Below are 12,461 nucleotides of genomic sequence, written 5' to 3'. Positions count from 1 at the left end.
AGAAAGGTTGATGAAAATGAAAGCGCTTAAAAAATCAGGTTTATCAAAAGAAGAATTGATTCAGGCATATCGTCAAGTACTACGAGGACGTCGTTTAGACGAACGGTTGTGGCAATTAACAAGGATTGGTAAGACCTCTTTCAATATTTCTGGTCAAGGGGCAGAAGTTGCACAAGTAGCGATGGTGATGGCTTTTGATCCTCAAAAAGATTATTTTTTACCGTATTATCGTGATATGACCGCGTGCTTGGTTTGGGGCATGACCTCCAAAGATATTTTAATGGGTTCTTTTGGAAAAGAAGCGGATCCTTCTTCCCATGGTCGTCAAATGCCGAATCATTATGGTTCAAAAGAGCATAATATTGTTTCCTTCTCTTCAACAGTAAGTACACAAATGCCATTAGCGACAGGTGTTGGTTATGCAGCGCAACTTCAAAAGGCTGATTTTGTTGCATTGACCACCACTGGGGAAGGCTCTGCCAATCAAGGAGAAGTCCAAGAAGCTATGAACTTTGCAGGCGTAAAAAAATTACCAGTCATTTTTGTTGTTGAAAATAATGAATATGCGATTTCTGTCCCAATTGAAGAACAGTATGCCAATAAACGAATGGCCGATCGCGCGAAAGCTTATGGCTTTGAAGGTGTAACCGTTGATGGTAGTGATTTTACTGAAGTCTATCTAGCGTTTAAAGAAGCAGTAAAAGCGGCTCGCGGGAAAAAAGGACCAAAATTGATTGAATTAATGGTTTCTCGCTTGACTTCTCATTCCGCTGACGATGATCAATCTGTTTATCGTTCAAAAGAAGAAATTGAAGAGATGAAAAAGAACGATGCAGTGAAGCTTTTTGAAAAACAATTATTAGAAGAGGGCTATTTAACAGACGAAGACATTGCCAAAATTGATGAAGAAATTCGTGCAGAAATCAATCAAGCAACGGATGAAGCAGAAGCAATGCCAGATCCTGTACCGACATCAATTTTAGAAGAAGTGTATGCAAAATAAGAGAAGAGGAGAAGAAATATAATGGCTGAGATGACTTATTTAGAAGCAATTAACTTAGGAATTTCTGAAGAAATGGCTCGTGATGAAAAAGTAGTTATTTTTGGAGAAGATGTCGGCGGCGACAAAGGCGGCGTGTTCGGTGTAACAAAGGACTTGGCTGCTAAATACGGTGACGAGCGTTGTTTTAATACACCGTTAACAGAAGGCTTAATTGGTGGTTTAGCTGTCGGCTTAGGTTTAATGGGCTATCGCGCAATTGGTGAATTTCAATTTGCGGATTACATTTTGCCTGCAACCAATCAATTGTTATCAGAGGCTCGGACAATGCGCTATAGAACAAAAGGCGATTGGACTGCGCCAATCGTTTATCGGACACCTTATGGCGGCGGTGTTCGTGGTGGGCTGTATCATTCTCAGTCTACAGAAAAAGTTTTTTGTGGACAACCAGGATTAAGAGTTGTGACCCCCTCTAATCCTTATGATGCAAAAGGGATGATTAAAGCAGCGATTCGTTCCGATGATCCAGTCATTTTTTACGAACATAAGCGTTTATATCGTTTACTAAAAGATGAAGTGCCTGCAGATGATTATATCGTACCAATTGACAAAGCCAATGTCGTTAGAACGGGTAGTGATTTAACCGTGATTAGTTACGGCATGACCTTGCAATTAGCTTTAGCTGCGGCGGAAAAACTAGCCGCTGAAGGAATTGATGCCGAAATCGTCGATGTTCGCTCATTATATCCTTTAGATCACGAAACATTAGTAGCTGCAGCTAAGAAAACAGGGAAGGTTTTACTCGTAACAGAAGACAATAAAGAAGGCAGCGTGATGAGTGAAATTGCGGCAATGATTTCAGAAGATGCTCTCTTTGATTTAGATGCACCGATTCAACGACTTGCAGGACCTGATTGTCCAAGCATGCCTTATGCATTACCTTTAGAAAGAGAATTTTTAATCAATGAAGAGCAAGTATTAGCAGCAATGAAAGAATTAGCAGAATTTTAATTGAAGCAAGGAGGAAAAAATAAATGGCCACAAAAGAAATCAAAATGCCTCATCTAGGCGAAAGTGTCACAGAGGCAGCCATTGTCCAATGGTTAGTTAAACCAGGAGATGCAGTGAAACGCTATGATCCCTTAATGGAAGTCGTTTCTGATAAAGTCACCACGGAAGTCCCATCAGATTTTGATGGTGTAGTAAAAGAATTTCTGATTTCTCTAGATACAGATGTGCCCATCGGAACAGCGGTGATGACGTTAGAGACAGAAGAAACAACAGAAGAAACAGAAGTAGCTACTTTAGCACCAGTGAAAGAAGCAAGTGCGGAACAAGCACAAGAACATGAAACGGCTGAAACAACAAGCACTGCGACGTCCCATCAAAAAAATAATGGTCGTTATTCCCCAGCAGTCCTTAAAATTGCCCAAGAAAAAAAGATTGATTTAACACAAGTTACAGGGACAGGTCGTGATGGTCGGATTACTAGAAAAGATGTTACAAACTTTACACCAACACAGGCAAGAACACCTGATAAAACAGTGAGTCCAGGAACTAGCCCTTCAAATTCAGAGGAGCCAGTTGCTTCGCAAAATGAAAGCGCCGCAACAGCTAGTCCAACTGAAACAACCACAGATAAAATTGTCTCTGCAGATCCTGTACGTAAAGCGATTGCTAAAAAAATGGTCCAAAGTGTCAACGAAATCCCTCACGCTTGGTTAATGGTGGAAGCGGATGTGACCAACTTAGTCCAACTTAGAAATTCATTAAAAGATGAATTTAAACAACAAGAGGGCCTATCTCTAAGCTTCTTCCCATTTTTTGCCAAAGCAGTCATTCAAGCGTTAAAGAAAAATCCAAAAATCAATACATCTTGGGATGATGGCTCAATTATTTATCATAAAGATGTTAATTTATCCATAGCTGTAACGACAGACGAGCATCTTTACGTGCCAGTGATTCAACAAGCGGATAACTATTCGATTGCAGGGCTAGCTAAAGAAATCAATCGCTTGGCACAAGAAGTCCGACAAGGAACGCTAGCAAGCAAGGAAATGCAAGGAGGGACCTTTACTCTTAATAATACTGGAACACTAGGTTCCGTCCAATCGATGGGAATTATTAACCATCCACAAGCTGCGATATTACAAGTAGAGTCAATTAATAAACGCCTTGTGCCAACCGCAGATGGAGGCTTTAAAGTGGCAGATATGGTTAACTTATGTCTTTCTATTGATCATCGAATTTTAGATGGACAACAAGCAGGTAAGTTCTTGCGAGATGTTAAAGATAATTTAGCGAAATATAATGCGGATACGGATGTATATTAAAAATCGTTCCTTGCTTTAGTTAAATAAAAAGCGCCTCAAAGAAATAAGCGCTCTTCTTTGAGGCCGCTCTTTATCTAACAGAAAGTTCAATCATTCTCAAACTTGTTTTAAAAAAACAAAAATAATCAATAGGAGTGTTGAAAATGCCCACTGATAAACTGGATGCTCAATTAACCCCAAGAATATTTTTTAACAAAGTGTTAGCTGGAACAGCTTCCGGCACCATTATCGCCTTAATTCCCAATGCTGTATTAGGAGCCATTTTAAAATATTTTGCAGAATACAAGATTATCGAAATGATTATTCATGCGGCGCAAATTTTCCAACTAGCCACCCCTTTAATTATTGGTGGACTGATTGCTTTTCAATTTGGCTTAACGCCACAGAAAATGATGATTGCTGGCGGTGCAGCATTTGCTGGCTCTGGCGTGATTAAATTTAATTCAGAAGTGAAAGGCTTTATTGGTGCAGGTACTGGTGACATCATTAATATTATGATTACCGCTTCTGTTGCAGTCTTACTTTTATTAGTCATTGATAAAAAATTCGGTTCAGTGGAAATCATTGCTTTACCGATCGTTGTTGGAGTAGGTGCAGGCTTGTTTGGCATGTTGATTTACCCATATGTGACACAGATCACGGTTGCCATTGGGAAAGTGATTAACAATTTTACTGATTTCCAGCCAATTATCATGAGTATTTTAATTGCTTGTTCATTTGCTGCACTGATTATTTCACCAATCACTACTGTGGCAATCGGTTTGGCGATTCAGTTGAATGGCTTGTCTGCAGGTGCTGCCGCAATGGGAATTGCAGCCACAACTGTTGTTCTTGTGATTAATTCTTGGAATGTCAACCAATCGGGAGTGACACTGGCTGTCTCTTTGGGCGGTATGAAAATGATGATGCCTAACTTATTTAAATACCCAATTATTTTAATTCCTTGTTTATTTACAGCGACTATTTCAGCAATTCCTGTGGTTCTATTCAACATTTCAGGAACCCCACAATCGGCTGGATTTGGCTTGGTTGGACTCGTGGGGCCACTTGCTTCATTGGATGCGGGCTTAGGGATCTTACCTTTACTCTTTTCTTGGTTTGTTGTTCCAATTGTCGCGGGTTTATTCTCAAAATTCTTATTTGAAAAAGTGTTGAAACTTTATGATAGTAAAGTCGTCTTTGCTTATCAAGGCTAGGCTATCCATTAATTTTCTTTAATGATTTGGATAAAATCTCTAACATCTTCTGTCAGACTAAAATCGCGGCGCAAAGCAATGCCGATGGGGAAATAGTCAAACTTATCTTTTAAAGGAATCCATTTCAGTCCTTGACTTTTTCCCACTTCATAATATTCAATCGGCAGCAAACAAATCGAATTATTTTTTTGTAAACTATAAAGAAGTACTTGTAAATCATCGTTATGCAAAATGATATTCGGCTCATAACCGAAGCTCCGAGTCCGATCTAGTAGTAGGCGACCAATCATAAAATTATCACTTAACGATGAAAATCGTTGATCTTTCAAATCTTTAAAAGTTAATTTTTCATATTGGGAGAGAGGATTTGATTCTGGTACCACGACATAAACATGGTAGCCTTTGGTAGTCGTTTCTAAAGGTTCAATATGAATAATTTCAGGTAAGGTATTTGGGAAAGAAATTAGTCCCATATCAATTTCTTTATTTGCTAACATCGTTTGTAATTTTGGCGAGCCGTCTTGCTGTAATATTAAATTCACATGTGGATGGGTTGTTAAAAATCGTGAAATTTCTTTCATAAATTGTACAGCAAATAAAGTAGTTAACCCTAAACGCAATTGCTTTTTAACTGGTTTCTGGTTCATTTCACGAATATCTGTTACCAATTGATCGAATTGAAAAACAACTTCTTGGCCATGTTCATATAAATAAACACCAGTATCGGTCAATTGAAACGGTTGATCAGAATGATCAAACAACGCTGTGCCTAACTCAGATTCCATTTTTTTCAATGCTAAAGAAAGTGTTGGTTGGGTGACAAATAAATTGCGAGCGGCCGCCGATAAACTGCGGGTATTAACAATTTCAATGAAGTACTTTAAAAGCTGAATATTCATCAGAAACTCCCTTTCTTTTTAAAAGCGCTTACACAAATGTGCTTGGATAAAAAATAACAAATAGATCACTTATAATATAACATATGTTTTGCCTTTTTATTGCTATAAAAGTAAGAGATAGAGATTTTCTTAGCAGATTTTTACCTAAAAATAAAAAATTGAACGGAGGAAAAGAAATGAAGATTATTATCGCAGGTGCTGGCGCTATGGGCAGTCGCTTTGGACTAATGTTACATCAAGCAGGAAATGACGTTATTTTTGTTGATGGTTGGCCAGAACATATTGAAGCAATAAGAAAAAACGGGTTAGTTGCTGATTTTAATGGCGAAGTGATGACCGCTAAAATTCCTATTTATCCTCAGACAGAAGTAGCAAGCATCGATTTTACAGCAGACTTAGTTATCCTATTTACAAAAGCAATGCAACTGGAAGGAATGCTTGAAGCATTAGAACATTTCCTTAATAAAAATACGAAAGTTTTATGCTTGTTAAATGGAATTGGTCACGAAGATATTATCAAAAAATACGTGCCATACGAAAATATTTTATTAGGAAACACAATGTGGACCGCTGGGTTAGAAGGACCTGGCAAAGTAAAATTATTTGGCAATGGTTCGATTGATTTACAAAATTTAGGAGCGCAAAGTGAACAAGCGGCAGAAGCAGTCATTAAGGTATTAAATAACGCTGGCTTAAATGCACGTTATTCTGAGAATATTTTATCATCCATTTATAAGAAGGCCTGTGTGAATGGAACAATGAATGGTTTATGTACTTTGTTGGATTGTAATATGGCAGACTTTGGCGAAACAGAGCAAGCAGATCAAATTGTTCAACAAATAGTTAATGAATTTTTAGCAGTCGCTGAAGCGGAACAAGTTACGTTAGATAAACAAGCAGTCCTTCAACAAATCCGCTCGTGTTATAATCGAGAAACAATTGGTCTGCACCATCCATCGATGTATCAGGACTTAATAACCAATCATCGTTTAACCGAAATTGATTATATCAATGGAGCAATTGTTCGCAAAGGGAAAGTCTATGGGATTGCTACACCGTACTGTCAGTTTTTAACAGAGTTAATTCATTGTAAAGAAAATTTACTTCATGCTAAATAACAAGTAAAAACAGAAATATTTTTGAGTCAGTCTTGAGAAGAGCTTGACCTACTAATTTCTATACTTTGCCAGTGTACAAGGCTGAGACAAAATCCAAAGTGATTTTGTCTCAGCTTTTTTGTTTTTTTAAGAACACTGCAGAAAATAAATCAAATCCGTGAAAAATATGTTAAACTAGAGAAGGTGTTTTTTCGCAAGAATCTACGCGGAACACAGGACTCGTTGAAGAATTGAATCAAAGAAACAATGTGTTAAAGAAGGGATTTGAACAGATTATGACCATTCAATGGTTTCCCGGCCATATGGCCAAAGCAAGAAGAGAAGTTTCTGAAAAAATCAAATATGTCGATATTGTATTTGAACTAGTTGATGCGCGGTTACCGCTTTCTTCCCGTAACCCAATGATGGACCAAATTGTCCAACAAAAACCACGATTAGTCCTTTTAAATAAAGGGGACTTAGCAGATAACGACCAAAATAAAAAATGGCAACATTACTTTCAAAAGAAAGGGTACCAAACCCTAGTCATCAATGCCCAACAAAATAAAGGAATCAATAAAATTGTGCCAGCAGCCAAGGAAGCGTTAAAAGAAAAATTGGCTCGTGAACAGGCGAAAGGCTTGAAACCGCGTGCGATTCGCGCCATGTGTATTGGGATCCCCAATGTTGGTAAGTCAACCTTAATGAATCGTTTAGTCGGAAAAAAAATTGCGCAAACTGGGAACAAGCCAGGTGTGACAAAAGGACAACAATGGTTACGCTCTGGTTCCCAATTGGAATTACTGGATACACCAGGAATTCTTTGGCCAAAATTTGAAGATGAAGAAATTGGGAAAAAATTAGCTTTAACTGGCGCTATAAAAGATCAATTATTGCATTTAGATGATTTGGCGATTTATGGATTAGAATTTTTTGCACGTTTTTATCCGCAACGTTTGACGGAACGATATGGTTTAACAGAGGAAGAGCTATTTTTACCTGCCCCAGAACAATTGATGTTAATTAGCCAAAAACGTGGTTTTAGAGATGATTATAATCGAGCCAGCGAAATGATTATTTTAGAAATTCGCAGTGGAAAATTAGGTACGTATACTTTGGACCGCTGGGAAGAACTAGGAGACGAATAACATGGCAAAAGAGTCGATTCAGGCAATCAAAGAAGCGTTGCTAACTGTCACTGATGCAACCGATGAACGATTAGCAAGCTGGCGAGAAGATGAACGTTCAGGAGTGCAACAAGCGATCAAACAATGGGAACGTCGCCAGTTAGCCAAAGAAAAAGAATGGCAACTTTTTAAAGAAATGAGTCAATTTGAGGAAGCGGCCTATAAAAAAGGCCATCGTTTAATTGCGGGAATTGATGAAGTAGGCCGCGGACCATTAGCTGGCCCTGTTGTGACAGCTGCAGTTATTTTGCCGAAAGATTGTCAATTATTAGGCTTAAATGATTCAAAAAAACTATCTGCTAAAAAACGGGAAACGTTATATAACCAGATTCAAGAACAGGCTGTCGCTATCGGGTTAGGTATCGCTGATCAAGGAGTCATTGATCAAATTAATATTTATCAAGCAACTAAACAAGCGATGAAAATGGCAATTGACGATTTAGCTTTTGCACCAGATTATTTATTAATTGATGCAATGCAGTTAGACGTTCCCCAACCACAAGAAAGTTTGATTAAAGGGGATGCGCGCTCCATTTCGATTGCAGCAGCCAGTATTATTGCAAAAGTAACAAGAGATCGATTAATGGAAGAATATGATGAATTATATCCTGGATATGGATTTAAAAACAATGCAGGTTATGGAACAAAAGAACATCTTCTCGGGTTAGAAAAATACGGTGTAACACCCATTCATCGACGTACGTTTGCGCCAATAAAAGATATGATTTAAAAATAAAACACTTTTTTTACGTATTCTTATTTTAAGAAGATGTGAAAGAGGTGTTTTTTGTTGGAAATTTTACAACGACAATTATTATTTAAATTAGCGGTATGCCAAGGAATTGGCAATTTAGGGATCTTAAAAGTGTTACAAGAAGCTATCGCACAAAAGCGTGTTGATTTTTCCAGTACAGAAATTATTAGAATTGCTGAAATCAAGAAATATCGTGAATTATTTGAACAATCTTGGTTACACCATACGATTCATAGTGAAGCGTTATATATACGACAATGCCAACACCAATTTATGACAATTTTAGATGCCGTCTATCCTAAATTATTACGAGAAATTTATAATCCACCAGCAATTCTTTTTTATAGAGGAAATTTACAATTGTTAAGCAGAAGGAAAATTGGCATCGTCGGCGCTCGCTATGCCACTTCGTATGGGTTAAGAGTGACTGAAGCTCTGGTTCCTAAAATAGTCAAAGAAGGGTTCACAATCGTCAGTGGTCTTGCCAAAGGTATCGATAGTCGTAGCCATGAGATGGCCATCCAGAACGGGGGTCAGACAATTGGAATTTTAGGCACTGGATTAGATGTATATTATCCGTATGAAAAGAAAGAATTACAGCAAACTATGAAGCAGAATCAGCTTGTTTTAACAGAATATGTGAATGGGAGTGGGCCGAAAAAATATCATTTTCCTGCACGTAATCGCATTATTGCTGGATTATCTTTAGGGGTCTGCGTGATGGAAGCTCGTAAGAATAGTGGCTCTTTAATTACTGCACAAGCGGCGATGGATTACGGGCGCGAGGTATTTGCCGTACCGGGAAGTATTTTCCAGTCTTTTTCAACAGGCTGCCATGAATTAATTCAGGACGGCGCTAAATGTGTTCAGACAATAGATGATATTTGTGAAGAATTGTGACTTTTACTAATTGTGAATTGACAACCTACGTTCACTTCGGTACTATTTAATCAGATTTTAATCTTTTGGTTGTTAGTTAGGAGTGTCTAAATGGAAACGGTTGTTAGAAAAAGATGGTTGTTTGGTATGCAGCTACTGGGCTTTTTGGTTTTGGATCAAATTCCTTTGATGATGGTCTCAGTTGTTCAAGTTTCTACAGAAAACTTTTGGTTTCGCTTTGTTAGTGGATTAGTGGCTGTTGGACTTGGTGCCTATTTCGTCTATCTATTTGTTGCTTTTTTGAAAAAGAAAAAGCTCATAACTTGGACTTTTTTAGGAATCAAAGAAACCTTGCCAGTGGCCTTGTTAGGTTTGGTGATAATCTTTTGTGTGGGAATATTTGGTGATTTCTTATTACGTCTGGAAGGACTAGAGACGACCTCTAACCAACAAAGTGTTGAAGAAATTGTTCAAGCCATTCCTAAAGGGCTTATACTTATTTTTGCAGGTGTGATTGGGCCAATTTTCGAAGAGGGAATTTTTCGTGTCGGGATTCAAGCGTTTTTCAAGCCAGCTTCAAAAATAGGCATACTCGTTTCTTCTATTTTATTTGCACTTGTGCACACGCCCACAGATATAGGTAGTTTTATTATTTATTGGGGCATGGGTTTAGCGTTAAGTTGGGTCTATCTACGCACGGGTCGCTTTGAAGCTGCTGTCTTGACTCATTTTATTTGGAATGTTTTGGGTATTTTAATGCTTTAGGATAAAATCTATAAATCATAGGCATTTTTTATTTATAAATTCGGACAGTCAAACAGAAATGACAGAAATGTTAGAAAGCCTAGTCTTGACAAACCTGTTCTATATAGCATATGATGTATTACGATTTGTGCGTTTTTTACATATATTATATAGTAGGAAAGCGAACGCGAAAGGAGCTAATTGAATGGCCTATAAGTATCTCGTGATTGTAGAATCACCTGCCAAAGCCAAAACAATTGAAAAATATCTAGGAAGAAACTACAAGGTGGTTGCCAGTGTTGGTCACATTCGCGATTTACCAAAAAGTAAAATGGGGATTGATATTGAAAATAATTATGAACCTCATTATATTTCGATTCGCGGAAAAGGCGATGTCATCAAAAGTTTAAAAGCGGCTGCAAAAAAAGCTGAAAAAGTCTATCTCGCAGCCGATCCGGACCGAGAAGGTGAAGCAATTGCTTGGCATTTAGCTTATCTTCTTGGCCTTGATTTAAAAGATAAAAACCGTGTGGTATTCAATGAGATCACTAAAGAAGCGGTAAAAGCGGCATTTAAAGAACCTAGAACCATCAACGTTGATTTAGTTGATGCACAACAAGCACGGCGCATTTTAGACCGTTTAGTTGGATACTCGATTAGTCCTATTTTATGGCGTAAAGTAAAAAAAGGTTTGAGTGCTGGTCGTGTGCAATCTGTTGCTTTAAAAATGATTATTGATCGAGAAAATGAAATTCGAGAATTTAAACCTGAAGAATATTGGAGCATTGATGGGAATTTCCAAAAAGGTCGCAAGAAATTCAAAGCAAATTTTTGGGGCGTAGATGGTAAAAAGAAAAAATTACCAAATGCAGAAGCGGTGAAAGAAATCACTTCTCGAATTGACGGTAAAGATTACGATGTTACAAAAGTTGAGAAAAAAGAACGGAAACGTAATCCTGCATTACCTTTTACAACCAGTAGTTTACAACAAGAAGCGGCACGTAAATTAAATTTCCGTACCCGTAAAACCATGATGGTTGCGCAACAATTGTATGAGGGAATTGCTTTAGGGAAACAAGGCACTGTGGGGCTGATTACCTACATGCGTACAGACTCAACCAGAATTGCTGATTCCGCCAAAGCAGAAGCTGCTGAATTCATTGAAAAGACCTACGGAGATGAGTTCTCAGCACATGGCGGCCGCAAAGCAAAAAATACGCAAGGTGCACAAGATGCCCATGAAGCGGTTCGTCCGTCAAGCGTTTTAAGAACACCTGATGAAATGAAGAAGTATTTAGATAAAGATCAATTAAAATTATATACTCTTATTTGGTCGCGCTTTGTTGCTAGTCAAATGACACCAGCGATTTTAGATACCATGAAGGTCACGCTTCAACAGAACGGCGTAACGTTTATTGCCAATGGCTCCAAAGTGAAATTTAAAGGGTTTATGCAAGTATATGTTGAAGGACGCGATGATGGTAAAGAAGACAAGGAAAATATTTTACCTGAATTAGTAGAAGGTGACGTTGTTAAATCGGTCGATATCGAACCGAAACAACACTTTACTCAACCACCGGCTCGTTTTAGTGAAGCCACGTTAATCCGGACTTTAGAAGAAAATGGTGTGGGCCGACCATCAACATATGCGCCAACATTAGAAACCATTCAACGGCGTTATTACGTGAAGCTAACCAATAAACGGTTTGAACCAACGGAATTAGGTGAAATTGTGAATTCCCTAGTTTCAGAGTTTTTCCCACAAATTGTCGATACACATTTTACAGCGACAATGGAAACGGACTTAGATAAAGTCGGTGAAGGCCAAGAAAAATGGGTTGAAGTTGTCGATCGCTTCTACAAGCCCTTCGAAAAAGAATTAACAAATGCCGAAGAAAAAATTGAAAAAATCCAAATTAAAGATGAACCAGCAGGCTTTGACTGCGAACTATGTGGACATCCAATGGTGATTAAACTGGGTCGCTACGGAAAATTTTATGCATGTAGTAATTTCCCAGATTGTCGGAATACAAAAGCGATTGTCAAAGAAATTGGCGTGACGTGTCCTGTGTGTCACGAAGGGCAAGTTATCGAACGCAAATCAAAGAAAAATCGGATTTTCTATGGCTGTAGTCGGTACCCAGAGTGTGACTTCACTTCTTGGGACAAACCAGTAGGCCGACCATGTCCAAAATGTGGGCAATATTTAGTAGAGAAAAAAGTTAAAGGCGGCAAACAAGTCGTTTGTATCAATGGTGATTATGAAGAAAACGTCCAAAAATAAGAAAAATTGAGACCGAAGAATTTACTTCGGTCTTCTCTTTTAGTAAAATGAATTGAGTTTGTAAGAGACAGCTCTTAACTTCTTGACA

Annotated in this window: 10 protein-coding genes and 2 pseudogenes; 11 read left to right on the top strand and 1 reads right to left on the bottom strand. The window is 38.1% G+C overall.

The window, feature by feature from the left end; genetic code table 11:
• Positions 1-10 precede the first annotated feature (10 nt).
• The 5 genes and pseudogenes from IGL90_RS06885 (at position 11) to IGL90_RS06865 (ending at position 4,529) form a co-directional block, all read left to right on the top strand.
• Positions 11-1,003 (top strand): thiamine pyrophosphate-dependent dehydrogenase E1 component subunit alpha, encoded by a 993-nt coding sequence (locus IGL90_RS06885; RefSeq protein ID WP_082153225.1) that lies wholly within the window; start codon positions 11-13, stop codon positions 1,001-1,003.
• A gap of 21 nt (positions 1,004-1,024) precedes the next feature.
• Entirely contained in the window at positions 1,025-2,011 is a 987-nt protein-coding gene (locus IGL90_RS06880) for an alpha-ketoacid dehydrogenase subunit beta (RefSeq protein ID WP_048736839.1), read from the top strand.
• Between the two features lie 23 nt (positions 2,012-2,034).
• A pseudogene (locus IGL90_RS06875) lies at positions 2,035-2,205 on the top strand (biotin/lipoyl-containing protein); the annotation flags it as partial.
• A 195-nt stretch (positions 2,206-2,400) separates the two neighbouring features.
• Positions 2,401-3,333: pseudogene (locus IGL90_RS06870) on the top strand (dihydrolipoamide acetyltransferase family protein); the annotation flags it as partial.
• A 143-nt stretch (positions 3,334-3,476) separates the two neighbouring features.
• On the top strand, positions 3,477-4,529 hold the full coding sequence (locus IGL90_RS06865) for a PTS sugar transporter subunit IIC (RefSeq protein WP_002384478.1): 1,053 nt from the start codon (positions 3,477-3,479) through the stop codon (positions 4,527-4,529).
• Positions 4,530-4,537: 8 nt separating this feature from the next.
• Here the strand turns inward: IGL90_RS06865 and IGL90_RS06860 are convergent, their stop codons facing one another.
• Positions 4,538-5,428 (bottom strand): LysR family transcriptional regulator, encoded by an 891-nt coding sequence (locus tag IGL90_RS06860; protein WP_002369350.1) that lies wholly within the window; start codon positions 5,426-5,428, stop codon positions 4,538-4,540.
• 176 nt (positions 5,429-5,604) lie between these two features.
• Between IGL90_RS06860 and IGL90_RS06855 the strand changes: the two genes are divergently transcribed.
• From IGL90_RS06855 to topA, 6 genes are all read left to right on the top strand, one after another.
• Complete coding sequence (locus IGL90_RS06855) at positions 5,605-6,546, top strand: 2-dehydropantoate 2-reductase (RefSeq protein ID WP_048736835.1); 942 nt, start codon at positions 5,605-5,607, stop codon at positions 6,544-6,546.
• A gap of 275 nt (positions 6,547-6,821) precedes the next feature.
• Entirely contained in the window at positions 6,822-7,673 is an 852-nt protein-coding gene (gene ylqF, locus IGL90_RS06850) for a ribosome biogenesis GTPase YlqF (protein ID WP_002357480.1), read from the top strand.
• Between the two features lies 1 nt (position 7,674).
• Positions 7,675-8,442 (top strand): ribonuclease HII, encoded by a 768-nt coding sequence (locus tag IGL90_RS06845; RefSeq protein WP_002357481.1) that lies wholly within the window; start codon positions 7,675-7,677, stop codon positions 8,440-8,442.
• 60 nt (positions 8,443-8,502) lie between these two features.
• Positions 8,503-9,366: a DNA-processing protein DprA gene (gene dprA / locus IGL90_RS06840; RefSeq protein ID WP_002382350.1), complete on the top strand. Its 864-nt coding sequence runs from the start codon at positions 8,503-8,505 to the stop codon at positions 9,364-9,366.
• A 90-nt stretch (positions 9,367-9,456) separates the two neighbouring features.
• Entirely contained in the window at positions 9,457-10,110 is a 654-nt protein-coding gene (locus IGL90_RS06835) for a CPBP family intramembrane glutamic endopeptidase (RefSeq protein ID WP_048736833.1), read from the top strand.
• A gap of 184 nt (positions 10,111-10,294) precedes the next feature.
• Positions 10,295-12,373: a type I DNA topoisomerase gene (gene topA / locus IGL90_RS06830; RefSeq protein WP_002357484.1), complete on the top strand. Its 2,079-nt coding sequence runs from the start codon at positions 10,295-10,297 to the stop codon at positions 12,371-12,373.
• Positions 12,374-12,461: the final 88 nt, after the last annotated feature.

The organism is Enterococcus sp. DIV1307a, from assembly GCF_050537425.1.
Lineage (GTDB): Bacteria > Bacillota > Bacilli > Lactobacillales > Enterococcaceae > Enterococcus > Enterococcus faecalis.
The sequence above is the reverse complement of the archived record's forward strand: the minus strand, read 5'-3'. Positions and strand labels throughout refer to the sequence as shown.

What these genes read in the sequence shown, in the direction of transcription:
- IGL90_RS06880 (WP_048736839.1), top strand. Translation starts at nt 1,025, where the DNA reads ATGGCTGAGATGACTTATTTAGAAGCAATTAACTTAGGAATTTCTGAA.
- ylqF (WP_002357480.1), top strand. Translation starts at nt 6,822, where the DNA reads ATGACCATTCAATGGTTTCCCGGCCATATGGCCAAAGCAAGAAGAGAA.
- topA (WP_002357484.1), top strand. Translation starts at nt 10,295, where the DNA reads ATGGCCTATAAGTATCTCGTGATTGTAGAATCACCTGCCAAAGCCAAA.
- IGL90_RS06845 (WP_002357481.1), top strand. Translation starts at nt 7,675, where the DNA reads ATGGCAAAAGAGTCGATTCAGGCAATCAAAGAAGCGTTGCTAACTGTC.
- IGL90_RS06865 (WP_002384478.1), top strand. Translation starts at nt 3,477, where the DNA reads ATGCCCACTGATAAACTGGATGCTCAATTAACCCCAAGAATATTTTTT.
- IGL90_RS06860 (WP_002369350.1), bottom strand. Translation starts at nt 5,428, where the DNA reads ATGAATATTCAGCTTTTAAAGTACTTCATTGAAATTGTTAATACCCGC.
- IGL90_RS06885 (WP_082153225.1), top strand. Translation starts at nt 11, where the DNA reads ATGAAAATGAAAGCGCTTAAAAAATCAGGTTTATCAAAAGAAGAATTG.
- IGL90_RS06835 (WP_048736833.1), top strand. Translation starts at nt 9,457, where the DNA reads ATGGAAACGGTTGTTAGAAAAAGATGGTTGTTTGGTATGCAGCTACTG.
- IGL90_RS06855 (WP_048736835.1), top strand. Translation starts at nt 5,605, where the DNA reads ATGAAGATTATTATCGCAGGTGCTGGCGCTATGGGCAGTCGCTTTGGA.